This is a genomic window from Streptomyces sp. NPDC026301, from assembly GCF_055567935.1.
The window spans coordinates 72,315-97,252 of record NZ_JBVHPN010000023.1 but is presented as its reverse complement, the minus strand read 5'-3'; the positions used below and the strand labels follow the sequence as shown (position 1 = coordinate 97,252).

20 protein-coding genes are annotated in these 24,938 nt (G+C 72.6%); 7 read left to right on the top strand and 13 right to left on the bottom strand.

Annotated elements, in window-relative coordinates; all coding sequences use genetic code 11:
• Positions 1–150: 150 nt before the first annotated feature.
• Together ACZ4MH_RS30700 and ACZ4MH_RS30695 are read right to left on the bottom strand one after the other, a co-directional pair.
• Positions 151–570, bottom strand: coding sequence for a CBS domain-containing protein (locus ACZ4MH_RS30700; RefSeq protein WP_351598780.1), 420 nt, complete (start codon positions 568–570; stop codon positions 151–153).
• Positions 571–791: 221 nt separating this feature from the next.
• Positions 792–1,196 carry a rodlin gene (locus tag ACZ4MH_RS30695; RefSeq protein ID WP_351598782.1) on the bottom strand — a complete coding sequence of 135 codons (405 nt, stop codon included), beginning with the start codon at positions 1,194–1,196 and terminating at the stop codon, positions 792–794.
• Positions 1,197–1,809: 613 nt separating this feature from the next.
• Here ACZ4MH_RS30695 and ACZ4MH_RS30690 point away from each other — a divergent pair.
• From ACZ4MH_RS30690 to ACZ4MH_RS30680, 3 genes are all read left to right on the top strand, one after another.
• Positions 1,810–2,733: a putative protein N(5)-glutamine methyltransferase gene (locus ACZ4MH_RS30690; protein WP_351598784.1), complete on the top strand. Its 924-nt coding sequence runs from the start codon at positions 1,810–1,812 to the stop codon at positions 2,731–2,733.
• 69 nt (positions 2,734–2,802) lie between these two features.
• Complete coding sequence (locus ACZ4MH_RS30685) at positions 2,803–3,858, top strand: glutathione S-transferase family protein (RefSeq protein ID WP_351598786.1); 1,056 nt, start codon at positions 2,803–2,805, stop codon at positions 3,856–3,858.
• 256 nt (positions 3,859–4,114) lie between these two features.
• Entirely contained in the window at positions 4,115–4,339 is a 225-nt protein-coding gene (locus ACZ4MH_RS30680; RefSeq protein WP_351598788.1) for a hypothetical protein, read from the top strand.
• Between the two features lie 22 nt (positions 4,340–4,361).
• Here the strand turns inward: ACZ4MH_RS30680 and ACZ4MH_RS30675 are convergent, their stop codons facing one another.
• The 4 genes from ACZ4MH_RS30675 to ACZ4MH_RS30660 form a co-directional block, all read right to left on the bottom strand.
• Positions 4,362–7,517, bottom strand: coding sequence for a glycoside hydrolase family 2 TIM barrel-domain containing protein (locus ACZ4MH_RS30675; protein ID WP_351598790.1), 3,156 nt, complete (start codon positions 7,515–7,517; stop codon positions 4,362–4,364).
• Positions 7,518–7,690: 173 nt separating this feature from the next.
• The gene (locus ACZ4MH_RS30670) at positions 7,691–10,048 is read right to left on the bottom strand and encodes a LuxR C-terminal-related transcriptional regulator (protein ID WP_351598792.1); all 2,358 of its coding nucleotides are present in this window, start codon (positions 10,046–10,048) and stop codon (positions 7,691–7,693) included.
• A 136-nt stretch (positions 10,049–10,184) separates the two neighbouring features.
• Positions 10,185–11,843 (bottom strand): amidohydrolase, encoded by a 1,659-nt coding sequence (locus tag ACZ4MH_RS30665; RefSeq protein WP_351598794.1) that lies wholly within the window; start codon positions 11,841–11,843, stop codon positions 10,185–10,187.
• Positions 11,844–11,910: 67 nt separating this feature from the next.
• Positions 11,911–13,446: an APC family permease gene (locus tag ACZ4MH_RS30660; protein ID WP_351598796.1), complete on the bottom strand. Its 1,536-nt coding sequence runs from the start codon at positions 13,444–13,446 to the stop codon at positions 11,911–11,913.
• A 188-nt stretch (positions 13,447–13,634) separates the two neighbouring features.
• Between ACZ4MH_RS30660 and ACZ4MH_RS30655 the strand changes: the two genes are divergently transcribed.
• Positions 13,635–14,345: a TetR/AcrR family transcriptional regulator gene (locus tag ACZ4MH_RS30655; protein WP_351598798.1), complete on the top strand. Its 711-nt coding sequence runs from the start codon at positions 13,635–13,637 to the stop codon at positions 14,343–14,345.
• Positions 14,346–14,381: 36 nt separating this feature from the next.
• Here ACZ4MH_RS30655 and ACZ4MH_RS30650 read toward each other — a convergent pair whose 3' ends face one another.
• From ACZ4MH_RS30650 to ACZ4MH_RS30640, 3 genes are all read right to left on the bottom strand, one after another.
• Entirely contained in the window at positions 14,382–15,353 is a 972-nt protein-coding gene (locus ACZ4MH_RS30650) for an alpha/beta hydrolase (protein ID WP_351598800.1), read from the bottom strand.
• 96 nt (positions 15,354–15,449) lie between these two features.
• Positions 15,450–16,070 carry a PadR family transcriptional regulator gene (locus ACZ4MH_RS30645; RefSeq protein ID WP_351598802.1) on the bottom strand — a complete coding sequence of 207 codons (621 nt, stop codon included), beginning with the start codon at positions 16,068–16,070 and terminating at the stop codon, positions 15,450–15,452.
• 129 nt (positions 16,071–16,199) lie between these two features.
• The gene (locus tag ACZ4MH_RS30640) at positions 16,200–17,909 is read right to left on the bottom strand and encodes a FadD3 family acyl-CoA ligase (protein ID WP_351598814.1); all 1,710 of its coding nucleotides are present in this window, start codon (positions 17,907–17,909) and stop codon (positions 16,200–16,202) included.
• 133 nt (positions 17,910–18,042) lie between these two features.
• On the opposite strand from ACZ4MH_RS30640, the gene ACZ4MH_RS30635 reads away from it, so the two are divergent.
• Entirely contained in the window at positions 18,043–18,681 is a 639-nt protein-coding gene (locus ACZ4MH_RS30635; RefSeq protein WP_467754796.1) for a PadR family transcriptional regulator, read from the top strand.
• Here the strand turns inward: ACZ4MH_RS30635 and ACZ4MH_RS30630 are convergent.
• Genes ACZ4MH_RS30630 through ACZ4MH_RS30615 form a run of 4 tightly spaced genes read right to left on the bottom strand, consistent with a single transcriptional unit; the run spans position 18,678 to position 22,874 of the window.
• The gene (locus ACZ4MH_RS30630; RefSeq protein ID WP_351598818.1) at positions 18,678–19,772 is read right to left on the bottom strand and encodes an acyl-CoA dehydrogenase family protein; all 1,095 of its coding nucleotides are present in this window, start codon (positions 19,770–19,772) and stop codon (positions 18,678–18,680) included. The two genes, ACZ4MH_RS30635 and ACZ4MH_RS30630, sit on opposite strands and share 4 nt — an antisense overlap.
• A gap of 5 nt (positions 19,773–19,777) precedes the next feature.
• The gene (locus ACZ4MH_RS30625; protein WP_351598804.1) at positions 19,778–20,821 is read right to left on the bottom strand and encodes an acyl-CoA dehydrogenase family protein; all 1,044 of its coding nucleotides are present in this window, start codon (positions 20,819–20,821) and stop codon (positions 19,778–19,780) included.
• On the bottom strand, positions 20,821–22,023 hold the full coding sequence (locus ACZ4MH_RS30620; protein ID WP_351598806.1) for an acyl-CoA dehydrogenase family protein: 1,203 nt from the start codon (positions 22,021–22,023) through the stop codon (positions 20,821–20,823). Before ACZ4MH_RS30620 ends, ACZ4MH_RS30625 begins: the two co-directional genes overlap by 1 nt.
• Positions 22,023–22,874 (bottom strand): enoyl-CoA hydratase, encoded by an 852-nt coding sequence (locus ACZ4MH_RS30615; RefSeq protein ID WP_351598808.1) that lies wholly within the window; start codon positions 22,872–22,874, stop codon positions 22,023–22,025. The genes ACZ4MH_RS30620 and ACZ4MH_RS30615 overlap by 1 nt, the downstream gene beginning before the upstream one ends.
• Positions 22,875–22,937: 63 nt before the next feature.
• Between ACZ4MH_RS30615 and ACZ4MH_RS30610 the strand changes: the two genes are divergently transcribed.
• Together ACZ4MH_RS30610 and ACZ4MH_RS30605 are read left to right on the top strand one after the other, a co-directional pair.
• Positions 22,938–24,104, top strand: coding sequence for an acyl-CoA dehydrogenase family protein (locus tag ACZ4MH_RS30610; protein ID WP_351598810.1), 1,167 nt, complete (start codon positions 22,938–22,940; stop codon positions 24,102–24,104).
• Positions 24,101–24,919 (top strand): SDR family oxidoreductase, encoded by an 819-nt coding sequence (locus ACZ4MH_RS30605; RefSeq protein WP_467754795.1) that lies wholly within the window; start codon positions 24,101–24,103, stop codon positions 24,917–24,919. The genes ACZ4MH_RS30610 and ACZ4MH_RS30605 overlap by 4 nt, the downstream gene beginning before the upstream one ends.
• The last annotated feature ends 19 nt before the right edge of the window (positions 24,920–24,938 follow it).

Below are 24,938 nucleotides of genomic sequence, written 5' to 3'. Positions count from 1 at the left end.
AGGGCGGGCGGGGCCTGGGAGGGGGAGACTGTCCCTGGTAATCGTGGGGACAAAAACACCAAAAAAGTCCCCACCCGGGGGTGCCCCCGCTTCCCGCCCCCACGACGGTGTGGGAACGGCTGCTGGACCAGGGATGGTCAGCGGCGGTGGTCAGCGTTGCGCTGTGATGCTCTCGGTCCAGTCGGCCATCTGGTCATCGGTGAGGTGACCGGCCAGATCGGCCTCGCTGATCATGCCGACCAGCCTCTTGTTCTCGATCACCGGCAGCCGGCGGATCTGGTGTCCCCGCATCTCCTCCAGCACTTCGCTGATGTCGGCACCCGAATCGATCCAGCGGGGCGTGCCCTTCGCCATCTCGTGCGCGGTGACCTGGGACGGGTCGTGCCCCATGGCCACGCAGCCGACCACGATGTCGCGGTCGGTGAGAATGCCGCACAACCGCTCGTTCGCGTCGCTGATCGGCAGGGCCCCCACATCGAGCTCCCGCATCAGCTGCGCCGCGCGGTCCAGGGTCGCGTCCTCGGGGATCCACTGGGCGCCGGGGTGCATGATGTCTCCGGCGGTGGTCATGAACCGTACCTCCCATGCCGGACGGCCGGCGCGACGCCGGGCGCGCCGCAGGTCCCGGCCCTCCCATTGTGGTCGCCGGTGCGCGCCCTCGCACGTTCGGAGCAACCGGCCCGCGGTTACGGCCGCCGCACCGGCCGGTCGCCGGTCGCGACGTGCCGCGGGGCACCACCGTCGCCGTGACGGTGGTGCCCCGCGGGGGTGTCGCTAGGCGTCGGTACGGCTCAGCCGTTGCCGTTGCCGTTCTCGGAGAGCACCGGGATGTCGTCGATGATGTGCGACAGCGACTCGTCGCCCTTGTTCTGGCTGGAGTTCTTGGTGCACTGCTGGTTCTGCGGGTTCGCCAGGACATTGACGTCCTGAACGGTGATCGGGATGAGGCCGATCAGCGAACCGACGTTGACCTTGGCCGGCAGGCCGACGCACAGGTCGTTGAGCGAGTTCTGGACCAGCCCCGCCTGCGGGCTCTGGTTGCCGTGCGTGGACGAGTTCCCGTACGACGTCGAGGAACCGTTGCCGCTGAGGTTGGTGGCACCGCCGTCGTGACCGACGGCAACGGCACTGCCTGCACTGGCGGCGAGGCCGGCGGTGGCGAAGGTGAGGGCGGCCAGGGTGGCACGGATGCGCATGTCTCTCCTATGGGCAAGCAAACGGCAATGAAGGGAGGTGACGCCCAGTACAGCCCCAGATACGTCCTGTCCTGTCTTATTCACCCGTCCATCGGCGTGTCCGCGTGGATTGTGTGCGTGTGCACCGTGTGGGGGCGTGTAGGTGGCGGCCGTTGTTTGACGGTTTTCTGATGGTGGTCCTGAGGGAGGACTGACATGGCAGCGGCCCGATGTGGGCAGTGGTGACAATGAGTCTCACAGCGTCGTCGGACGACGCTCACGGTGTCGTCCGACGCCGGAGACCGGACCGGCGGGCCCCGCACCCCCGTGCTACCCGGACCCCGTACCACGGTGGACGGCGCGGCCCGCCGGTCGCTGCCGCGCCGAGCGGGAGGAGCGGGACGAGCGTGCCGAGCGGACGCAAGTCCGTGGAGGCGGCGGCCCCCTTCCGGTACTGTGGGCCGCCGCAGCGATCGCTGACGACCGAGGAGGTGAGACCCATTACCGCTGTATCAGGCCGGGTTCTCCCCGCTCGTATCCGCGCGGTCCCCGCGGCGCCACCGGCGTAGCGGGCCGTAGCGAGGGAGCGTGCCCGGCATTCGCCAGGCACATCCGAAAGGCTCCCACGGCTCCTATGTCACTTTTCGCGTCCTCCCTCCTCCCTTCCCTCCGCTCCGCCGCCGTCGCCCGACTCCGGGCCACCGGCTCGGTCTTCGCCGAGGACGAGGCGGACCTGCTCCTCGCCGCGGCCGGCACTCCGGCCGCACTCGACGCCATGGTGGCGCGCCGCGCCGCCGGCCTGCCGCTCGAACTGGTCCTGGGCTGGGCGGAGTTCTGCGGCCTGCGGGTGGCCGTGGCCCCCGGCGTCTTCGTACCCCGCCGCCGTACGGAATTCCTCGCCCGGCAGGCGATCGCGCTCGCCACCGCCGGCCGGACGGCCGCGCGGGGAGCCGAGCCCGCAGCCGCCCCCGAAGCCGTCCGTCCCGTCGTCGTCGACCTGTGCTGCGGTTCCGGCGCGGTCGGCGCCGCGCTGGCCGCGGCCGTGCCGGCGCCCGGTGTCGAGCTGTACGCGGCCGACATCCACCCGGCCGCGGTCCGCTGCGCCCGCCGCAACATCCCCGGCACCGTGGGCGAGGTGAGCGAAGGCGACCTGTACGAAGCGCTTCCGGCAGCCGTGCGCGGCCGCATCGACGTCCTCGTCGCCAACGTCCCGTACGTCCCCACCCACCAGGTCGGCCTGCTGCCGCCGGAGGCCCGCGACCACGAGCCGCTGGTCGCCCTGGACGGCGGCGCCGACGGCCTCGACGTCCTGCGCCGGGTGACGGCCGCGGCGCCCCAGTGGCTTGCGCCGGGCGGCCACCTGCTGGTCGAGACGAGCGAACGTCAGGCGGCGACGGCCACCGAGGTGTTCCGCCGCAGCGGGCTGACGCCGCGCGTGGTCACCTCGGAGGAGGAGTACGCGACGGTCGTCATCGGGAGAGTCGACAGCATCGGCAACGGCATCGGCAGGGGTGGCAGCAGTGGCGCGGTCTTGCCCCGGGAGGCTGATGTGCGGTGAGGATCGGATCATGACGGGAACCCTCCCGGAGAGACCGGCCACCCGCACATCGGAGGGAGACGGACGGCAATGACCACCCACCGTTCCGCCGACACCAGCACGCCCGACACCAGCACACCCGACGGCAACACCGAGTACGGCAGAAAGACGTTCAAGCGGTCGCGGAGTCACTTCGCCGACCGGATCACCGCGGACGGCCGGGACGGCTGGCCCGTCGAGGCCGGCCGCTACCGCCTGGTGGTCAGCCGCGCCTGCCCCTGGGCCAGCCGCGCCCTGGTCTCCCGGCGACTGCTCGGCTTGGAGGACGCGCTGTCCCTGGCCATCGCCGACCCGATCCAGGACGACCGCAGCTGGCGCTTCACCCTGGACCCGGACGGCCGCGACCCGGTCCTCGGCATCCGGTACCTCAGCGAGGCGTACGACGCGCGCGAGACCGGTTACCCCGGCGGGGTCAGCGTGCCCGCGATCGTCGACGTGCCCAGCGGCAAGCTCGTCACCAACGACTTCCAGCGGATCACCCTCGACCTCGCGACCGAATGGACCGCGCTGCACCGCCCCGGCGCGCCCGACCTCTACCCGGAGCCGCTGCGCGCCGAGATCGACGAGGTCATGGACGGCGTCTACCGGGACGTCAACAACGGTGTGTACCGTGCCGGGTTCGCGACCGGGCAGCGCGAGTACGAGGAGGCGTACGAGGACGTGTTCCGGCGCCTGGAATGGCTCTCCCGGCGGCTGGCCGAGCGCCGGTACCTGGTCGGGGACACCCTCACCGAGGCGGACATCCGGCTGTTCACCACGCTGGTGCGGTTCGACGCCGTCTACCACGGCCACTTCAAGTGCAACCGGTACAAGCTGGCCGAGGACCCGGTCCTCTGGGCGTACATGAGGGACCTCTACCAGACGCCCGGGTTCGGCGACACGGTCGACTTCGACCACATCAAACGGCACTACTACCAGGTGCACACCGGCATCAACCCGACCGGCATCGTCCCCAGCGGCCCCGACCTCACCGGCTGGCTGACCCCGCACCACCGCGAGCAGCTGGGCGGCCGCCCCTTCGGCGAGGGCACGCCCCCGGGTCCGGTCCCGGCCGCCGAGGAGGTCCCGCCGGCCGGGCGTCCCTGAAGGCTTCCGTAAAGCGGAATACCGGTGTAGCGTCCTAATCAGGCATTTCGGACATCCGGCGCGAGATGGCCAGCGGCATTCTGACCCTCCCGTCCAGCCCCTCCGGCCGGCGATCCCTCGCCAACTGCCGGGACGGAAATGGCTCGCGTATCGGTGTCGAGCCCGTTGAGCCCAACGCCGCCAAGTATCGGCGCGCAGGCGAAAACAAGGACGCAGGGGCGAAGCCTTCATTCGAAATGCCGAAAGGAATCGGATCATGAAGAGAATCATTGCCACCGTGTTCGCCGCGGCCATGCTCAGCGTCGGCGGTATGGGTGTCGCGTCGGCCGCCGGGCCGTCGTCCGTGCCGAACCCGACACCCGTCACGCACACCTATAAGTGCGGATTCCCGCTGGGCACATTCAAGGTGACCGCCCCGCAATACCTGATCACACAGTACGACGCGAAGTTCGCGGCCTACGGCTGCACCCACACCCCGTAAAGGACAGCTCATGAAATGAGGGCTAGGAGGCCGCTTCGGGGGCGCCTCTCTGTCCGTCATCCGAGGCGACTGTGAGTCGGATGATGCGGAAGAACCCGTTGGCCTTGCCCGGGTGACGGCTCGTCAGTTCCAGTCTGACCCGGCTCGTGCGGACGGTGTCGAACGTGATCCGGGTGGGGGAGTCCGAGGCGTCCGCCCAGGCGATGCGGGCGTGGTCGGCCGGTACGTACTGCTTGCCGTCCCAGTAGCTGACGGCGATCGCCTCGGGCAGTGCGTACGTGTCGTCGTTCGTGGTGAACGACACGTCCAGGGCGGATACCTGGCGGCGGCGTGGCCAGGTGAGCGACACCCAGTCCTTGGGACGCGCCGCGCTGATGGCGGGAAGCAGGGCCGTCGCCGTCATGCGGTAGGCGTTGGACCAGCCCGTGGCCGTGTCGTCGTCGAGCATCGCGGCGGGTACGGTGTCGGGCGCGCCGGAGAAGCTCGCGTCCGCGGTCGCGGTGCGGGACGCGGCCTCGCGGACGCCGGCGGTCGCGGCTGCTGCGGGGGCGGCCGCCCTTGAGACGCCCTGCCCGCTCCCCGTGACGCGGATCCGGGCCGACGCGGAGTGCAGTCCCTCGGCGCGTGCCGTGACCGTGACCGCCGCGGCGCCCTCGGCCGGCCGTACGATCGCGAGGGCCTTGCCATGGAAGGCGGACCGGACGGGCGAGCGGTAGTTCTCGGCGCTCTCCTGTTGGCCGTTGTCGGCGCCGACCAGGTGTCCTCCGGTCACGTGGAACGTGAGGGCGTGGTCGGCGTCCGGTACGAGGACGCCCCGGGAGTCGGTGACCTCGGCGGTGACGAAGACGAGGCCGTCCCCGTTCACTTCCTTCCGGTCCGGCGTCAGCCGCACCGCCGCCGCCTCGCCCGCGGTCCGCAGCGTGTCGCGGGCGACCTCGTGGCCGTTCCGCCGCGCCACCGCCACGAGCTTGCCCGCCTCGAAGGGCACCTGCCAGGTGAGGTGGAGCCGGCCCGCGCTGCCGTTGGGACTGGTGTAACTGCCCGGGTACGGGCCCGAGGTGACGGTCTTGTCGTCGCCGGTGGCCTCGGTCGTCTCCCGGTACGCGAGCCCGTACGTCGTCTTCTTGCGGTCGAAGCGGCGCACCCCCAGCGACCGGCCGTTGAGGAACAGCTCCACGCTGTCGGCGTTGGTGTACGCCCAGACCGTCACGGTGTCCTTGGGGCGGTGACCGGTCCAGTTCATGGGCAGCAGGTGCACCATGGGCGTTTGGCTCCACTGGCTGCGGAAGAGCGAGAACTGGTCCTTGGGGAAACCCGCGGTGTCGACGGCACCGAAGAACGAGCTCTTCACCGGGAAGACGTCGTCGTACGGGGTCGGCTCGCCGATGTAGTCGATGCCGGTCCACACGAACTGGCCGGCGAAGAACTCCCGGTCGCGGTCCTTCTTGAGGGCGTACTCGCCGCTCATCGTCCACGACTCCAGGTTGTTGTCGTAGGAGGAGGAGCCGCGCTTGCCGGGCGTGTAGTTCTCGCCCGTGTTGAGCTGGTCAGGGCTCTCGTACACGCCGCGGGTCGAGGTGCTCGACGAACTCTCGGACTCGAAGAAGAACGTGTCCGGGTACTTGGCGTGCAGGGCGTCGACGGAGGCGGCCGTGTTGTAGTTGACCCCGACGCCGTCGAGCATCCGGAGGATGCGGTCCTGCGGCGAACCGTCCTTCGGCACACCGCGGTACTTGTCCGAGCCGATCACCACGGGCCGGGTCGCGTCGACCGACTTCACCGCCGCGATCAGCCGCTCGGCCATCGCCACCCCGGCTTCAGCGGTGCTGTCCGGGATCTCGTTGCCGATGGACCACATGATCACGGCGGGCGAGTTCTTGGCCGCGTGCACCATCTCCTTGATGTCGGCGTCGCTGTGCTCGTCGAAGAACCGGCCGTAGTCGTACCGGTTCTTCGGCGTGCGCCAGCAGTCGAACGCCTCGACCAGCAGCATGATCCCCAGCTCCGCGCAGAGCGTGACCACCTGGGGCGCCGGCGGATTGTGCGACGTCCGCAAGGCGTTGACGCCCATCTCGCGCATGATCTCCAGCTGCCGCCGGGCCGCGTCGGGATGGAAGGCGGCGCCCAGCGCACCGAGGTCGTGGTGGAGATTGACGCCTTGCAGCTTCATCCGTTCGCCGTTGAGCGAGAAGCCGTGGTCAGGGTCGAAGGTGGTCCAGCGCAGCCCGAAGGGCGTGCTGGTCTCGTCGACGATCCGGCCGTTGACGGTGACGCGGGTGACGACGGTGTAGAGGTAGGGGCGGTGCACCGACCAGAGGGCGGGCTCGTCGATGCGCAGGTCGAGCGTCGTCGTCGTGGAGTCGCCGGTGAGCGTGGCGGGGGAGGACACCGAGGCGACCTGGCGGCCGTCCGCGTCCCGGACCGTCGCCGTCACCTCGGCCCGTACGGACCGTTGCGCCTCGCTCACGGCGGCCACCGCCAGCCGGACGGCGGCGCGGCCGGACTTCACGTGCCGCGCCAGGTCGGGCGTGGTGACCGTGACCCCGTGCCGGACGAGGTGCACGGGATCGGTGACGACGAGGCGTACGTCCCGGTGGATGCCGCTGCCGGAGTACCAGCGGCTGCTCGGCACCTGGTTGCGTGCCCGCACGGACAGGGTGTTGGCCGTCCGGCCGTCGGTGTGCGCGAGGTCGGTGAGGTCCACGGCGAAGCCGGTGTAGCCGTACGGGTGGGCGGCGACCAGCTCCCCGTTGAAGTGCACCTGCGCGTCCATGTACACGCCGTCGAACTCCACGGATATCCGCTTGCCCGCGGTCTCCGCCGGGAGCGTGAAGGTCTTCGTGTACCAGCCGAGGCCGCCGGGGAGGTAACCGCTGCCCGCCGTGGTGCGGTCGTCCTTGACGGGGTCCAGGCCGATGCTCCAGTCGTGCGGTACGTCCACGTCGCGCCAGGCCGGATCGCCGGCCGCGGGCCGGGGCGCCTCCTCGCCCGTGGTGTTGACGAGGGCGAACCGCCAGCCGCGGCAGAGATCGATCTCCCGGCCCGTCCCCGCCCCCTCCGCCGCAGGCTCCGCCCGCCCGGCCGCCCAGGCGGTGGAACCCACCGCCAACTGCGCACCGAGGACTCCACCGAGGGAGGCGCCGGCTCCGCCCAGAACCACGCGTCGTGAGATGGCCATGTGTGCCTTCCGGTAATCCGTGAGGGTGACGAGGCAGCTGAACGCGCTGAGTCTGTCGAGTCCTGTTGATATATGTCAATGAACAAAACAAAACTTCTCAACTAGTGGCAGGGCGAATGCGTCAGTGCGCCAGCAGCCGCTGCCCCGGCCGCGCGCCCGCGCCCCCTGCGCCGTCATCCGCTCCGGTCCGGGCCGTCCGCTCGGAGGATCGTGGCGATTTCGTTCCGGGAGGCGGCGCCCAGCTTGGCGAGGATGTGCTCGACGTGGGAGTCCACCGTGCGCTTGGAGATGACGAGGCGCTCGGCGATCTCGCGGTTGCACAGTCCTTCGCCGAGGAGCCGGGCCACCTCGCGCTCGCGCCGAGTGAGCCCGTCGGCGGAGCGGCACTCGAAGTCGGGTTCCGCGGCGTGTGCGGGCACGCGGGTGAGACGGTCGGCGTCGCCGATGGCAAAGGGGGCGATTTCCTCCAGCGGCTGTGCGGCACCCGCCTGGTGCAGGGAGCCGAACCGTGCCTCGCCGAGCACCTGACGGGCCGCCTCCTCCGCGTGCTGATGCTTCTCCTCCAGTGCGGCGGTGCCGCTGACCCGTTGGCCCACCCGCCGCCACAGCGTGTCCGCGGCGCCGAGCAGCCAGGCGGACCGCTCGAACCGTGCTGTGGCGGCGGCCAGCCAGCCCAGCAACTCCAGGGTGTAGGCCGTGCCGACGGCGTCGCCGAGCTCACACTTCATCGCCAGCGCCGTCCGCGCGGCGGCGCCACCCTCCTGGTGCCTCCCCTGGAAGAAGAGGGCGATGCCGGAGATGAGGTGCATGTAGCTCTGCTGCCAGCGCTCTCCGCTGCCCTCACCGACGCGGCGCAGGCCTTGCGCGCATCGTGCGAGGGCGGCGTCGAACTCTCCGGCCAGTGTGAGCAGGTAGCCCTGCTGCGCGTCGAGCAGGCACAGCCCGATCCGGTCATCGAGCGCACTCAAGAGGGACTCGGCGGCGCGTGCGGATTCGGCCGCCTCCTCGTACCGCCCCAGGAAGGTCATCGCCAGGTTCCGGTAGACGTGGCCGCGGCCGGCCATCAGGGGTTCACCGCAGCGCTCGGCGAGGGCGATGCCCTCGTCGAGGTCGGACACCGCATCGCCCGGATCGCCCTGGAAGGTGGCCAGGTAGCCGCGCACCATCAGGGCCCAGGCCCGCTCCGGGACCGGGTCGGCGAAGCGGTCCAGGACCCTGGTCTGCCAGTAGCGGCCCTCGGCCAGCAGGCCGGCGATCTGCCAGTAGCCCCACAGGTCGCCGGCGAGCCGGGCGGCCCGGACATGCCCGTCAGGGAGGTTCAGGGCGTAATCCAGGGCGGCCCGGATGTCGGCGTGTTCGCCGCGCAGCGCGTGGAACCGCGCTATCTGGTCGTCATCGAACCAGTGGTCGTCGAAGGAGGCCGCCAGGCGGAGATAGCGGGCGATGTGCCGCTCGCGGACGGCGGCCTCCTCGCCCGACCCGGCGAGCCGCTCGCCGCCGAACTCGCGAAGGGTGTCCAAGAGCCGGTAACGAGTACGGCCCGAGGCGTCCTCGCTGCGCAGCACGACGGACTTGTCGATGAGGCCGATCTGGGTCTCCAGCACGTCCTCGCGCGGCAATCGCCCGCCCGCGCACACCTCCTCGGCCGCGGCGACGTCGAAGGTGCCCGCGAAGACCGACAGCCGCGACCAGAGCAGCCGCTCCTGCGCGGTGCACAGGTCATGGCTCCAGCCGATGGCGGTGCGCAGCGTCTGATGGCGCGGCAGGGCCGTCCGGCGCCCGCCGGTGAGCAGCCGGAAGCGGTCCTCCAGGCGGTCGATCAGCTGCTGCAGCGGCACCGCCCGGAGCCGGACCGTGGCCAGCTCGATGGCGAGCGGAATGCCGTCCAGGCGACGACAGAGCTTGATCACGTCCGAGCGGTTGGCGTCGGTGACGGCGAAGCCGGGCACCACGGACGCGGCGCGCTGGGCGAAGAGCGCGACCGCGTCATCGGAGCCCCGCGCCTTGGGCGGCCCCGGATCCGGCTCCGGCACCGGCAGCGGCGGGACCGGCAGGACATGCTCCCCCGGCACGTCCAACGGCTGACGGCTGGTGGCCAGCACCCGCACCCCCGGCGCTTCGCACAGCAGCAGATCGGCCAGCAGGGCGCAGCCGTCGAGCACGTGCTCGCAGGTGTCCAGGACCAGCAGCAGCTCTCGCTCCCGCAGGTGATCCAGTACCACGTCGAGTTGCGGGCGCGTGTCCTGCTCGGGCAGGCCCAGGCAGGCCGCCACGGTGTGCGGGAGCAGTTCGGGGCCGCGCAGCCCGGACAGCTCGGTCAGGCACACCCCGTCCGCGAACCGGCTCACCGCGCCGGCGGCGGCCCGCAGTGCGACCCGGGTCTTGCCCACCCCGCCGGGGCCGACCACCGTGACCAGCCGGGATTCGGCCAGCAGCGTCGCCAGCCGGGCGAGTTCGGCGCGCCGGCCGACGAAGCTGGTCACCTCGGCCGGAAGCGTGCCGGGACGACGATGCAGCACGCCGAGGGACACGGCGGCCCTCCCCTGGGAGCGGTGGTGCTACGTGGTCCGGAGGATACGCGGACCGTGTCGGAGCGCACAGGGAATCCGGGCGAGGCGCCGTTGTCCTCGCCCTCGAACTGCTCACCAGGGCTTCGGGCGCGGGCGCTTACGCGTCGTCGGTGGCGTGTACGCGTACGCCGCCGACGTAGGTCTGCAGGACGCGGGTCGCCGCGATGTCGCCGGTCGGGTCCTCGAAGGGGTCGCGGTCGAGGACGGCGAGGTCGGCCAGGTTGCCGGCGCGCAGGGTGCCGGTGTCGTCGAGGTGGTTCACGTACGCGCTGCCGGCGGTGTACGCCGCAAGGGCCGCGCCGAGGTCGAGGCGCTGCTCGGGGAGGAAGGCGGGGGAGTCGGCGGCGGCCTCGGGCTGGCGGCGGTGAACGGCGGTGTGCAGCGCGGCCATCGGGTCGGGGCTGCTGACGGGCCAGTCGCTGCCGGCGGCGAGCGTGGCGCCGGAGCGGAGCAGGTCGCCGAAGGGGTACTGATGGGCGGTCCGTTCGGCGCCGAGGAACGGAATGGTGAGGTCGTCCATCTGCGGCTCGTGAGAGGCCCACAGCGCCTGGATGTTGGCGGTGGCGCCGAGGCGGCGGAAGCGCGGGACGTCGTCGGGGTGGACGATCTGGAGGTGGGCGAGGTGCGGGCGGTGATCGGTCCAGCCGTTGGCCTGCCGCGCGGCCTCGACCGCGTCGAGCGACTCGCGGACGGCCCGGTCGCCGAGCGCGTGGAAGTGGACCTGGAAGCCGTGCGCGTCCAGTTCCGTGACGTAATGGCGCAGCGCCTCGGGCTCGATGAAGGAGATGCCGCTGTTGTCGGAGGCGCAGCCGCAGGCAGTGAGGTAGGGGTGGAGGAGGGCGGCCGTGTGGTTCTCGGCGATGCCGTCCTGCATGATCTTCACGGTCGTGGCGCGCAGCCGTCCGGCCGTCAACTCCTCCCGACGGGCAAGGAGTTCGGGGAGCTGTTCGGTGCCGCGGGCCCGGTCCCACCACAGTGATCCGGTGACTCGCGCGGTCAGCTGTCCGGCGCGGACGGCGGCCGCGTAGGCGGGGGAGGGGTCGGCCATCCCGGCGTGGTCGCCGAGCAGCGCGTCCTGCCAGGCGGTGATGCCGTACGAGTGGAGGAGTGCCTGGGCGCGCAGCAGCCCTTCGGTGAGGGTGGCGAGGGTCGGCTCCGGGACGGCGGCGGCGACCAGCGTCATGGCGCCTTCCTGGAGCATCCCGGTGGGGTGCCCGTCGGCCTCGCGCTCCAGCCGGCCGTCGGCGGGGTCGGGCGTACGGGCATCGATGCCGGCGCGTTCGAGGGCGCGGGTGTTGGCCCAGCCGCCGTGGTGATCGCGGTTGACGAGGTACACGGGGCGGTCGGGTACGAGCGCGTCGAGGAACTGGCGGGTGGGCGTGCCGCCGGGGAACGCCTCCATCGACCAGCCGCCCCCGGTGATCCACTCCGCCTCGGGGTGGGCGTCGGCGTACGCGCGGATGCGCTCGCGGTACTCCGCCGCGGTGACCGCGCCGGTCAGGTCGCACTGCCCCAGCTCGACGCCGCCGCCCACCGGGTGGACGTGCGCGTCCTGGAAGCCGGGCACGAGCAGCCGGCCGCGCAGGTCGACGACCTCGGTGCGCGGACCGATCAGGTCGTGCACCTCGTCGTGCCCGACGGCGACGATGCGCTCACCGCGCACGGCGAGGGCGGTGGCGCGGCTGCGGGCCGGATCCACGGTGTGGACGGGGCCACCGGTGAAGACGAGGTCGGCGGGGTGATGCGAGGAGGACATGACCGGGCTCCTGAAAAAGAGATAACGAGGGCGGGGGAGTTGTACGTACGTGAGGGGGTCGGCGCGCTCAGCCGCGGGCGGGGCCGGACGGTGCGGTGGCCGGGTCGCCCCCGGCGTCCGCCGGCAGGGTGATCGCCTCCGCGTCCGTGCCGCGTCCCGTGACGAAGTACGGCGAGCGCCGCCCCCACTTGGCGCGTGCCGCGACCACCAGCCCGGACGCCACGATCAGTACGGGAACGAGCAGCATGAACCAGCCGTTGTCCGGTGTCGCCTCGAAGTGGTCGCTCATGGTCGCGTAGTGGACCGCGAGGTAGCCGCCGAGCCCGAAGAGGACCAGTCCGCTGAGCGCGGGGATCACGACGCCGGTCAGCGCGGCGCGGGCCCCGGCGCGCAGGTCGGCGCGGAAGCGCAGCGCGCAGGCCAGGGCGGTCAGGCCGTAGTAGAGAGCGACGATCAGGCCGATCGAGTTGACGGCGGCGAGGATCATCTCGTTGAGCTTGGGGATGCCGAGGGCGAGTACGGCGACGGCCGCGACGATGGCCATGATGACCACCGTACCGACGGCGGGTGTGCCGAAGCGGGGGCTGACCCGCGTCCAGGCGCTGCCGAGGGTGCGGTCGCGGCCCATGGCGAGCGCGGCCCGGGCCGTGGGGATGACGGCGGCCTGCAGGGAGGCGAAGGCGGAGCACATCAGGGCGGCCAGCGGCAGGGACGCCCACGGCTCGGGCGCGAGGTGCGCGCCGAGGAAGGTGAGCGCCTGCGGGCCGTTGCGCACCAGCTCCCCGTTGCCCATCACGCGCTGGAAGGAGACGGCGGCGAAGACGAACAGCGCCAGCATGACGGTGAGCGCGATGAGTCCGCCGCGTGCGGCGTCCCCGGCGCTCTTCGTCTCCTCGTTCACGGTGAACGCCGCGTCCCAGCCCCAGTAGATGAAGACCGCGAGGATCAAACCCTGGACGAGTGAGGTCGTCGAACCCATCTCGAAGGGATTGAGCCAGGAGAAGGAGAAGGGCTGGTCGCCGACGGCCAGGCCCCAGGCGCAGAAGGCGAGCAGTACGGCGTACTCGAAGATCAGCAGCCCGAGTTGGAGGCGGGTGGCGGAGCGGACGCCGGTGACCGCGGTGACGGTCACGGCCACCAGCGCGACCAGCCCGATGACCGTGCTGGTCGCGGTGGAGTTCGGGTCCAGCGGGAGGCCGAAAGCGGAACGTGCGCCCAGCTTGTTGAGGAACTGCAGGATCACCGAGCCGGTGACGGCGCCGGTGTACGCCATGAAGACGACGTTGCCGACCAGCACCACCCAGCCGGTGAGGAAGCCCGGCCAGGGGCCGATGGAGCGGCCCACCCAGGTGTAGCCGTTGCCGCAGTTGGGTTCGGAGCGGTTGAGTCGGGAGTACGCGAGGGCGATGCCGAGGATCGGCAGGAACGCCAGTACCAGCAGGGCGGGCGTCTGGCGGCCCGCGTACACCGCGAGGGTGCCCATCCCGATGCCGATGCTGGTGGTCGCCGCGGTACTGGAGGCGGCGATGGCCACGCCGTCCTTGACGCCGAGCGAACGGCGCATACGGGGGCCCGGCGGAGCGGACGGCACGGCAGGGGGCATGGGGCACGCTCCTGGAGCAGGGAGAGGGGCGCCGTGGCGGACCGGCGTGCGCCGATGAAACCGCCGCCGTCGGTTCTATGTCAATGGTGTTGACGTAAGGTGGTGATTGACTGGCCCGGGCACCGGCGGCCGGGCCGCGCCCCCGGGCGCCACCCGACCGCCCGCAACCGACGACCGAAGGGCCGACCGTGGCACCACCCGACCGCGTCACCGCGGAACGCAGGCGACGACGCCCCACCAAGAGCGGCGTGGTCCTGTCGGCGGAGATGATCCTGGAGGCGGCGCTGGAACTCCTCGACGAGCACGGCGCCGAGGCCCTCACCATCCGCAAGCTCGGCACCGCGCTCGGCGCCGACCCCAGCGCGGTCTACCGCTACTACCGCGGCGCCGAGGACCTGCTGCTCGCGCTGGGCGACCGGCTCATCGGCGAGGCGCTCGACGGCTTCCGGCCGGAGGAGCACGACGACTGGGCGGCGGCGCTGCGGGACTTCGCCCTGCGCGCCTACCGCGCGGCGCTGCGCCACCCGCGCGTCGCCGTACTCAGCTCCTACCGCGTCACCCGCCGCGTCCACGAACAGCGCGCGGTGGAGACGGGCGTCGGCCTGCTGCGCCGGGCCGGCTTCGACGACGCCACCGCCGTGCGCCACTACCACGCCTTCGTCGACACCGTCCTCGGCCACGCGGCGCTGGACGCGGCGGTGCTGCGCCTCCCCGCCGACCAGCGAGCCGGCGACGAACAGGCGTGGAGCGAGGCGTACGCGCAGCTGCCCGCCGACGCCTTCCCGAACCTGCACGCGGTCCGGGACCACCTCCCGACGATGGCCGGCCCGGCCGTCGAGCACACCGTCGACCTGCTGCTCGCGGCCCTGAAGGCGCAGGCTCCGGAGATGCGCGCCTGACGGTGCGTCAGGAACTGGGTGTCCGGGAACTGTGCGTCAGGAACTGGCGTTGAGGGCGGTGCGCAGCGCGGCGTGGGCCGCCTCGTTCGCCTCGGCGGCGGCGGACAGCTGGCCCGGCATCCCGAAGAACCCGTGGAAGACCCCGTCGTAGCGCCGCACGTCCACCGCGACGCCGGCCTCCCGCAGCCGCCGGCCGTACGCCTCGCCCTCGTCGCGCAGCGGGTCGTACTCCGCGGTCAGGATGTGGGCCGGCGGCAGCCCGGACAGGTCGGCCGCGGCGAGCGGCGAGGCGTAGGGGTGCACCTCGCCGTCACCGCCGCTGTCGCCGTCCGCGCCGAGGTACTGCTCCCAGTACCAGCGCAGATGGTCGGCGGTGACGAAGTACCCCTGGGCGTTCTCCTGGTACGAGGGAGTGTCCCGGGCGGGGTCGAGCATCGGGTAGATCAGCAGCTGGAAGAGCGGCATCGGGCCGCCCCGGTCCCGCGCCATCAGCGGGAGCACCGCGGCGAGATTGCCGCCTGCGCTGTCGCCGGCCACCGCGATGCGGGCCGGGTCGCCGCCCTCCTCCGCGGCGTGCGCGGCGGCCCAGCACAGGACCGCGTAGGCGTCCTCGGCGGCGGCGGGGAACCGGTGCTCGGGCGCCCGCCGGTAGTCGACGGAGACGACGAGCGCGCCCGTCGCGTTGGCCAGGTCCCGGCAGATGCCGTCGTGCGAGTCCAGGTCGCAGATCACGAAGCCGCCGCCGTGGCAGAACACCACCACGGGCAGCCCGCCGTCGGTGTCCGCCTCGGGCCAGTACAGGCGCACCGGTACCTCGGGGGCGCCGGCCGGCCCCGGCACTCGCCGGTCCTCGACCCGGGCCACCGGCACCGGGGGCGCCGCGTGGGTCGGCTGCGCCGCGAGGATGATGCGGCGCGCCTCGGCCGCGTCGAGTACCTCGGTGCCCAGCCGCGGGAAGTGCGCCTCGGTCAGCTCGATGATGGTCTTCGCTACGGGGTCCAACGGCATACGCGGGCTCACCTCGTCGTGTCTCCGCCGACCAGAACTATTTCGATTAGGACTATCGGCCGGGAGTACTGATTAGAGGTGGGCCTGATCGGAATGTCAATGCTCGGGGGAGGAGACGGGCGGCTCGGCGGCGCGTACCGTCGCGGCCACCTCGTCCAGGTCCCGCAGCGCCGACTCGGCGAACTCCCGCTCCGCCGCGTAGTACTTCTCCGACCACCGCAGCACCAGCTCCGTGTACGCCCAGGAGGGCTCCTTGGCCGAGCCCTCGGCCGTGGCGCGCGCACGGCGGGTCATCTTCTCCGCGTACGCGCGGTGCTGTTCGAGGATGGCCCGCAGCTCGTCGGGCTCGGTCAGATGGCCGAGCCACAGCCGCAGCATGACGCCGTGCTTGAGGACCGGCGGCTCGACCGGCGCCTCGCTGACCCACCGGGCGGCGGCCTCCTTGCCGCTCGGCGTGATGCTGTACATGCGCTTGCCGCGGACGCCGTCGTCCTGGACGACCGTCCGCGACGTGACGTAACCGTGCTTCTCCAGCCGCTTCAGCTCGCCGTAGACCTGGCTGGCAGACGGGCTCCAGTAGAAGAACTGCAGGCTCGAATCGGCCCATTTCTTCAGGTCGTAGCCGGACAGCTCGGACCCGAAGGAGAGCAGCCCGAGCACCGCCCAGCTGGTGGGCGGCAATTCAGCGGGGTCGAAGGGCGCGGTCGAGTCGGTCACGGGCGTGAGTATAGGACCGCTCGTACGGGTGAGCGGTCGCGGCGTCGGCCGGTCGGAAGAGCGGCCCGGCGTCCGTCGGCCGCGGCGTCAGCCGGTCGGGTCGCCAGCCGGCCGGGGAGGGCGAGGGCGTCAGTCCGTCGTCGGGGAGGGCAGGCCGTCGCGGGCCGTGCGGCGCAGTTCCGTCTTGAGGACCTTGCCGCCGGCGTTGCGCGGCAGTTCCGGTACGAGATGGAAGCGGCGCGGCACCTTGAAGTTGGCGAGCCGTTCCCGGGCCCAGGCGGTGAGCGCGTCCGGCGTCAGCGCGTCGGTCAGCCCGTCGCCGGGCCCGTCGGTGGCCGGCTCCGGGACGATGAAGGCCACGCCCACCTCGCCGAGCCGCTCGTCCGGCGCCCCGACGACGGCGACCTCGGCGATGCCGGGGTGCCCGCCGAGTGCGTGCTCCACCTCCGCCGGATACGCGTTGAAGCCGCCCACCACGTACATGTCCTTGAGCCGGTCGGTGAGGGACAGGTAGCCGCGCTCGTCCAGTACGCCGACGTCACCGGTGTGCAGCCAGCCCTCCTCGTCCACGGCGCGCGCGGTGGCCTCCGGGTCGTCGAGGTAGCCGGCCATGACGTGATAGCCGCGCGTGACCACTTCGCCGGGCCGGCCGGGCGGCAGCTCGCGCCCGCCCGGGCCGACGATCCGCAGCTCGGTGCCGGGGAGCGCGACGCCGACCGTGCGGGCGACCGTCGCGGCGTCCGCGTCGACGGGGCAGATGGCGGCCACCCCGGTCGACTCGCTGAGCCCGTACGCGGTGAAGACGTCCGTCGCGCCGAGCTCCCGGCGGATCTCCTCGATCAGCGCCGTGGGGATCATGGCGGCGCCGGTGCCGGCCAGCCGCAGCGCCGACAGGTCGTACCGCTCGCGCCCGGGGTGGCGGACGATGCCGTGGAAGACGGTCGGCGGCCCGAGCAGCACGCTCACCCGCTCCTCGGCCATCCGACGCAGCATCAGCCCGGTGTCGAAGACCGGCTCGGGCAGCATCGTCACACCGCGCAGCAGACAGCCGAGCACCCCCGCCTTGTACCCCATGGTGTGGAAGAAGGGGTTGACGAGGAGATAGCGGTCGCCGGGGCGCAGCGTGACCACGCGGGACCAGCTCTCGAAGACGCGGATGGTCTGCCCGTGCGTGACCATCACGCCCTTGGGGCGGCCCGTGGTGCCGGAGGTGTAGAGGATGTCGGAGAGGTCGTCGGGGCGTACGGCGGCGGTACGGGCCGCCCGCTCGGCGTCGGACACGGCCGCACCCGCCGCCAGATAGGCGTCCCAGGAGACCGCGCCGTACGAGGTGGCGCCGGGCGCGTCCCCGTACGACGTGCCGCCCGGTGCGTCCCCGGACGAAGCGGCGGCCTCGCGCAGGACCACCGTGCCGCGCAGCAGGCCGAGGTCGGCCCCCGAGCCGTGCAGCATCGCCACGTAGTCCTTGCCGAGGAAACCGCGCTCGGTGAACAGCAGCCGGGCACCGCTGCGCCGGATGATGTCGGCGGCCTCGGCTGCCGTGTAGCGGGTGTTCACCGGTACCAGGACGGCGCCGACCGAGACCGCGCCGAGCGCCGCCGCGATCCACTGCCGGCTGTTCGGCGCCCAGACGGCCACCCGGTCGCCGGGCGCCACGCCGTGCGCGACGGCCGCCCGCGCCGCCGCGTGCACCTCGTCCCGCAGCCGCGCGAAGCTCCACCGCACCTCGCCGTCGGCCAGCGCCTCCGCCTCCCCGAACGCGGCCGCGGCCGAATCCGCCAACTGCGCGACCGTGACGGGTCCGTGCGCGCCCGGCTCGCCGCCCTCGCGGCTGTCCATGCTGATCACGATCACGCCCTCCTGCTCCGCTGCCGTGTCCCGCGGGCCATCACACCGGTCCGCCGTCCGCGGTGGCTACGGCGAAGTCCCGTCCAGTGGGAGAAGCGGCGCCGCGACTCCCTAGACTGCGGTGGTGGCGGAAGACGAAACGAGCGGCACGGAAGCCGGCGGTGCCGGTGGCGGCGGCCGGGGGCCGGGGCTTCCCGCGACCGGCTGGGCGGTGCTCGGGCTGCTCTCCTTCGGTACCGAGCTGTCCGGTTACGACCTGAAGAAATGGGCGGACTGGTCGCTGGGCTTCTTCTACTGGAGCCCGTCGTTCAGCCAGATCTACGGTGAGCTCAAGCGGCTGGAGAAGGCCGGTTACGCCGCCTCGCGGATGGTCACGCCGGAGACCGGCGGGCGGGGCAAGCGCGTGTACCGGATCACCGAGGCGGGCACGGCCGCGGTCCGCGCCTGGGCGCGGGAGGCGCCGGTCGAGCCGCCGGTACTGAAACACGGCGTCATGCTGCGGCTGTGGCTCGGCCACCTGATGGGCCCGGAGCGGATGCGCGACGTGCTCGGCACGCACCAGGAGTACGCCGAGACCATGCGGCGGCGGGCCGCGGCGGACGCCGAGGGCGCCGCCGCCGAGGACGCGTGGGCCTACACGGAGCTCACTCTCAAGTGGGCGGAGCGGTACTACGCGGCGGAGCGCGACCGGGCCGCCGAGATGCTGGCGGAACTGGCGGAGCTGGAAGAACGGCAGGACGGCGGCCGGCCGGCCGGGGGCTAGACGGCGGTTGTCAGCCCCAGGTCCGCCGCCAGTCGCGCCCGGTGCCAGGCCGGCGGGCCGAAGAGCCGGGCCGTGCCGTGCGCGCGCTTGAAGTACCGGTGTGCGTCGTGCTCCCAGGTGATGCCGATCCCGCCGTGCAGCTGGATCATCTCGCCCGCCACCGCCGAGAACGCCTCCGAGCAGACCGACTTGGCGACGGCCGCGGCCCGGCACGCCTCCGCTGTGTCCACCTTCTTCGGCCCGTCGGCCGCCGCCGCGAACGCCGCTCCCAGCGCCGCCGACCGGGCCGACTCCACCAGGACGTACGCGTCCGCCAGCCGGTGCTTGACCGCCTGGAAGGAGCCGATGGGGCGGCCGAACTGGACGCGGTCCTTGGCGTGCGCGACGGTGAGTTCGAGGCACCGCTCGGCCGCGCCGACCTGCTCGGCGGCCAGCGCCGCACAGGCCAGGCTCAGCACCCGCCCCAGCACCCGGCCGCCGTCGCCGTCCGCGCCGATCAGCCGCCCGTCCGCGCTGTCGAGAACCACGCGCGCCAGCGCCCGCGTCTGATCCATCGTCACCGCCGCCTCGCGGCGCACGCCCGTGCCGTCCACCGCCACTTCGAAGAGCGACACCCCGGCTCCGGTATGTGCCGCCACGAGCAGCACCTCGGCCGCCGCCCCGTCCAGTACGTACTCCTTGGTCCCGGTGAGCCGCCACGCCCCGCTCGCTCCCGGGGCGGCCTCGGCCCGGACCGCCGCCGGGTCCCAGGACCCGCCTTCGGCCCACGCCAGTGTGCCGACGGCCCGTCCTTCGGCCAGCCGCGGCAGCAGCGCCTTGCACGCGCCCGCGTCGCCCGATGCCAGCAGCGCCTGCACCGTGAGCACGGCAGAGCCGAGGAACGGTACGGGGCTCAGCGCACGCCCCAACTCCTCCATGACGACGTGTACTTCACGTGCCCCGCAGCCCGCGCCGCCGTACTCCTCGGGCACCGCGAGCCCCGCGACGCCGATCTGCTCCGTCAGCGGCCGCCAGGCCGCCGCGCCCTCGTGCCGCGTGAGCACCGCCCGTACGGCGGACCGCAGTTCCTCCTGCTCCGCCGTCGGCGTCAGCTCCCTCATGCCCCGGCCCCTTCCTTGTGCACGGCGGCCTCCAGTACCCGGGCGCGGCAGGCCGCCGGGGTGCCCCACGCCGACCGCAGCGCGCGGGCCTTGCGTATCCACAGCGAGAGATCCAGCTCGTCGGTGTAACCGAGGGCGCCGTGCAGTTGGAGGGCGGTGCGGGCCGCGGCGTACGCGGCCTCGCAGGCGGCCACCTTCGCCGCCGGCACGTCCGCCGCCGCGTTCACCGGCACGTCCGCCGGTTCGCCCGCCTGATCGCCTGCGGCCAGGCCCAGCGCCGCCGCGTGCACCAGCGGCTGCGCGAACTCCAGGCCGATGAGGGTGTCGGCCAGCCGGTGTTTGACCGCCTGGAAGGAGCCGATGGGCACCCCGAACTGGGTCCGCTGCCGGACGTGGTCCACGGTGTGCGCCAGCAGCGCGCGGCCCAGCCCCAGCGCCTGCGCCGCCGTGGCCAGCGCCGCGACATCGGTGGCGTGCGCGGCGGCCGCGCTCACCCGTGGCTCCCGTGCCAGTACCGTCCCGCCGAGCGGCCGGGCCAGGCGGCGCGCCGGGTCGGCGGAGGGCTGCACGGGGCCGGCCGATTCCGCCAGCCGTACGGTGTCCCCGTCGACGACGAGGACTGCGTCGGCGACCGCTGCGTCCAGCGCGTACGGGCTCCCGCCGGTGTCCACGCAGAAGGACGCGACCGTCTTGCCCGAGGCGATGCCGGGCAGCCATTCCGTGGCCGCTGCCTCATCGCCCAGCCGGTCCAGGAAGGCCGCGGCCGCCACCGTCTCCACCACCGGGCCCGGCATCGCGTGGCGCCCCAACTCCGTGAAAGCAACGATGAGTTCGACCGGCAGCGGGCCCACGCCCTCGTACGCCTCCGGTACGGCGAGGGTGAAGACGCCCAGTTCGGCGAGGCGGGTCCACAGTCGGCGGCCGGGACCGGTGTCCCCGGCCGCCCAGGCCCGGCTCACCGCGGGCGCGTCGGCCGCCGTGAGCAGGGCGTCCAGGGAGCGGGCGAACTCCCGCTGTGTGTCGTCGAGGAGGAACCGCATCACCGGCGTCCTTTCGGCAGACCGAGCAGCCGCTCGGCGATGATGTCGCGCTGGATCTCATTGGTGCCGGCGTAGACGGGCCCGGCCAGCGAGAAGGTGTACCCCTCGGCCCAGGAGCCGTGCGCGGGCGCGTCCTGTGCCGTGTCCGCCAGTTCCCCGTAGGGGCCGAGCAGGTCGAGCGCCGTCTCGTGCAGCGCGATGTCGTACTCGGACCAGAAGACCTTGTTCAGGCTCGACTCGGCGCCCATCGGCTTCCCTGCCACGTTTCCGTACGCGAAGAGCTGGTACGCGCGGGCGCCGATGACCGCGTCGGCCACCCGGTCGCGCAGCGCGGTGTCGGCCGGGTCGGCCCGCTCCCGCCACAGCGCGACCAGCCGGTCGGCGGCGGCGAGGAAGCGGCCGGGGCTGCGCAGCGTCAGCCCGCGCTCGTTGCCCGCCGTGCTCATCGCCACCCGCCAGCCCTGCCCCGGCTCTCCGATCACGTCCGCGTCCGGCACGAACACCTCGTCGAGGAAGATCTCGGCGAAGGCGGGCTTGCCGTCGAGCCGCCCGATGGGCCGTACGGTCACCCCGTCCGCGTCCAGCGGGAACATCACGTACGTCAGTCCCCGGTGCGGCTTGCCCTCGGCGGCGCCGGACGGGTCGCTGCGGAAGAGCCCGAAGGCCCGGTCGGCGAAGGCGGCCCGGGAGGACCAGGTCTTCTGGCCGCTGAGCAGCCATCCTCCCCCACTCTCGGCTCCGCTCGAGCGGGAGGTACCCCCACCCGTCCGCACCGCCGTCGAGCGCAGCGACGCCAGGTCGGAGCCCGCTTCCGGCTCGGACCACGCCTGGGCCCAGATGGTCCGGCCGCTCGCCATGTCCGGCAGCACGCGCGCCAGTTGCTCGGGTGTGCCGTGCTCGAACAGGGTCGGGGCGAGCAGGTTGATGCCGTTCTGGCTGACCCGGCCGGGCGCCCCGGCCGCGTAGTACTCCTCCTCGAAGAGCAGCCAGCGGAGCAGGGACGCGCCGCGGCCGCCGTACTCCTCGGGCCAGGAGACCACCGACCAGCGCCCGGCGGCCAGTTGGTGCTCCCATTCCCGGTGGGCCGCGAACCCGTCCGCCGTCTCCAGGGAGGGCAGCGGCTCGCGGGGCACATGCGCGGCGAGCCAGGCGCGGGCCTCGGCCCGGAACGCATCGTCGGCGGGGGAGAGGTCCAGGTCCATCAGGAGGACGCCTCCTTCATGCCCCGGACGTCCATGCCGCCGAGCGAGTCCTGTGCGGTCTCGGCGTTGTGCGCGTGGGCGAGGTGGTGCAGGCCGAAGACGGAGTCCAGGCCGGTGTGCAGGCCCTGCAGGTCCTCGGCCTGGTTCACGGCGCGCTTGGTGAGGGCGAGCCCCAGCCGCGGCATCTCGGCGACGCGGTACGCCAACTCCATTGTTTTATCAGCCAGTTCCGTGTGTGGTACGACGCGGTTGATCATGCCGATCTCGTGCGCGCGCCGCGCCGTCATCCGGTCACCGGTGTAGAGGAACTCCTTGGCGATCCGGGGCGGCATGACCCAGGGGTGGGCGAAGTACTCGACGCCGGGGATGCCCATGCGGACGACGGGGTCGGCGAAGAAGGCGTCCTCGGAGGCCACGATCAGGTCGCAGATCCAGGCGAGCATCAGGCCGCCCGCCACGCAGGCGCCCTGCACGCTCGCGATCACCGGCTTGGGCAGCTCGCGCCACCGGCGGCACATCCCGAGGTACACCTCGGACTCGCGGGCGAAGCGGCTCTCCGCGCCCGCCTTGTCGCTGTGGTCCCACCACAGGCCGGCCTTGCGGTCGAACGGCAGATGGGCGTCGCGCTCCGGGGTGCCGATGTCGTGCCCGGCGGAGAAGTGCTTGCCCGCTCCGGCGAGTACGACGACTTTCACGGCGTCGTCCTCGGCGGCGCGGTAGAACGCCCGGTCCAGTGCGTAGGTCATCGCCGAGTTCTGGGCGTTGCGGTAGTCGGGCCGGTTCATGGTGACGGTCGCGACCGGTCCCTGCCGCGCGTAGCGCACGGGCTCGTCGTCGTGGGCGGCGGACATGTGCCCCTCCTCCTCCGGGAAACCAGCTTCCCTAACAAGTGTTTGGTAGGTTAACGTACGGCCATGAGCAGCGTCGAGGAGTTCCGCACCGAGGCCCGCGCCTGGCTGCGGGCCCACCTCACCGGAGAGTTCGCGGGGCTGCGGGGCCGCGGCGGGCCCGGCAGGGAGCACGAGGTGTTCGCCGAACGGCTCGCCTGGGAACGGCACATGGCGGAAGCCGGCTGGACGTGCGTCGGCTGGCCGGAGGAGTACGGCGGCCGGGGCGCGACCCTCGCCCAGCAGGTCGCCTTCCACGAGGAGTACGCCCTCGCCGAAGCGCCGGCCCGCGTCGGCCACATCGGCGAGCAGCTGCTCGGCCCCACCCTCATCGCCTTCGGCACGCCCGCGCAGCGGGAGCGTTTCCTGCCGAAGATCGTCTCGGTCGAGGAGCTGTGGTGCCAGGGGTACAGCGAGCCGGACGCCGGCTCCGACCTGGCCAACGTACGGACCAGGGCCGAGCGGGACGGCGGGGACTGGGTGATCACCGGGCAGAAGATCTGGACCTCGCTCGCGCACGAGTCCGACTGGTGCTTCGTCGTCGCCCGCACCGAGCCCGGCTCCACCCGGCACAGCGGACTCTCCTACCTGCTGGTGCCGTTGGACCAGCCCGGCGTCGAGGTCCGGCCGATCACCCAGCTCACCGGTACCTCGGAGTTCAACGAGGTGTTCTTCGACGGGGCGCGCACGGACGCCGCGAACATCGTCGGCGCTCCGGGGGACGGCTGGCGCGTCGCCATGGCCACCCTCGGGTTCGAGCGCGGCGTCTCCACCCTCGGCCAGCAGGTCGGCTTCCGCCGCGAGCTGACAGCCGTCATCGAACTGGCCAAGGCCAACGGCGCCGCCGCCGACCCACTGATCCGCGACCGGATCGCCCGCGCCTGGACCGGACTTGAGACCATCCGCTGCAACGCCCTGCGGATGCTCGACGGCGTCGCGGCCGGCGCGCCCGGCCCCGAGGCGTCCATCGGGAAGATCTTCTGGGCCACCTGGCACCGAGAGCTGGGCGAACTCGCCATGGACGTGTGCGGCGCCGACGGCATGCTGGCCGCCGGCGAGCCGTACGACCTCACCGACTGGCAGCGGCTCTTCCTCTTCTCCCGCTCCGACACCCTCTACGCCGGCTCCAACGAGATCCAGCGCAACGTCATCGCCGAGCGCGTGCTCGGCCTGCCCAAGGAGGCCCGCGCGTGACCCCGCCGCCGTACGTACCCGGGCACTCCCTGCTCGCCGGCCGCACCGCCGTCGTCACCGCCGCGGCCGGCGCCGGCATCGGCGGCGCCACAGCGCGCCGGCTCCTGGAGGAAGGCGCGCGCGTCGTCCTCTCCGACGCGCACGCCCGCCGGCTCAAGGAGTCCGAGGAAGCGCTCGCCGCCGAGTTCGGCGCCGACCGGGTCGCGGCCCTGCCCTGCGACGTCACGGACGAGGCGCAGGTCGCGGCCCTCCTCGACCTCGCCGAGGAGCGCCACGGCCGGCTCGACATCGTCGTGAACAACGCCGGGCTCGGCGGCACCGCCGACCTGGTCGACATGACCGACGCGCAGTGGGACCGGGTCCTCGACGTCACGCTCAACGGCACCTTCCGCTGCACCCGCGCGGCACTGCGCCGGATGAAGGCCGCGGGCGACGGAATGGACGAGGGAGCGGACAACGGAGCCGACCACGGCGGTGTCATCGTCAACAACGCCTCCGTCATCGGCTGGCGCGCCCAGCGTGGCCAGGCGCACTACGCCGCCGCCAAGGCCGGCGTGATGGCGCTGACCCGCTGCGCGGCGGTCGAGGCGGCCGAGTACGGCGTCCGTGTCAACGCCGTGGCGCCGAGCCTGGCCATGCACCCGCACCTCGCCAAGGTCACCACCGACGAGCTGCTGCAAGAGCTGACCGCGCGCGAGGCGTTCGGGCGGTACGCCGAGCCCTGGGAGGTCGCCAACGTGATCGTCTTCCTGGCCAGCGCGTACTCGTCGTACATGACCGGCGAGGTCGTACCGGTCAGCAGCCAGCGTGCGTGAGCGGCCGGGCGACAATGGG

Coding starts and splice junctions, on each gene's coding strand:
- ACZ4MH_RS30700 (WP_351598780.1), bottom strand. CDS start 570: ATGACCACCGCCGGAGACATCATGCACCCCGGCGCCCAGTGGATCCCC.
- ACZ4MH_RS30695 (WP_351598782.1), bottom strand. CDS start 1,196: ATGCGCATCCGTGCCACCCTGGCCGCCCTCACCTTCGCCACCGCCGGC.
- ACZ4MH_RS30690 (WP_351598784.1), top strand. CDS start 1,810: ATGTCACTTTTCGCGTCCTCCCTCCTCCCTTCCCTCCGCTCCGCCGCC.
- ACZ4MH_RS30685 (WP_351598786.1), top strand. CDS start 2,803: ATGACCACCCACCGTTCCGCCGACACCAGCACGCCCGACACCAGCACA.
- ACZ4MH_RS30680 (WP_351598788.1), top strand. CDS start 4,115: ATGAAGAGAATCATTGCCACCGTGTTCGCCGCGGCCATGCTCAGCGTC.
- ACZ4MH_RS30675 (WP_351598790.1), bottom strand. CDS start 7,517: ATGGCCATCTCACGACGCGTGGTTCTGGGCGGAGCCGGCGCCTCCCTC.
- ACZ4MH_RS30665 (WP_351598794.1), bottom strand. CDS start 11,843: ATGTCCTCCTCGCATCACCCCGCCGACCTCGTCTTCACCGGTGGCCCC.
- ACZ4MH_RS30660 (WP_351598796.1), bottom strand. CDS start 13,446: ATGCCCCCTGCCGTGCCGTCCGCTCCGCCGGGCCCCCGTATGCGCCGT.
- ACZ4MH_RS30650 (WP_351598800.1), bottom strand. CDS start 15,353: ATGCCGTTGGACCCCGTAGCGAAGACCATCATCGAGCTGACCGAGGCG.
- ACZ4MH_RS30640 (WP_351598814.1), bottom strand. CDS start 17,909: ATGGACAGCCGCGAGGGCGGCGAGCCGGGCGCGCACGGACCCGTCACG.
- ACZ4MH_RS30625 (WP_351598804.1), bottom strand. CDS start 20,821: ATGCGGTTCCTCCTCGACGACACACAGCGGGAGTTCGCCCGCTCCCTG.
- ACZ4MH_RS30620 (WP_351598806.1), bottom strand. CDS start 22,023: ATGGACCTGGACCTCTCCCCCGCCGACGATGCGTTCCGGGCCGAGGCC.
- ACZ4MH_RS30615 (WP_351598808.1), bottom strand. CDS start 22,874: ATGTCCGCCGCCCACGACGACGAGCCCGTGCGCTACGCGCGGCAGGGA.
- ACZ4MH_RS30610 (WP_351598810.1), top strand. CDS start 22,938: ATGAGCAGCGTCGAGGAGTTCCGCACCGAGGCCCGCGCCTGGCTGCGG.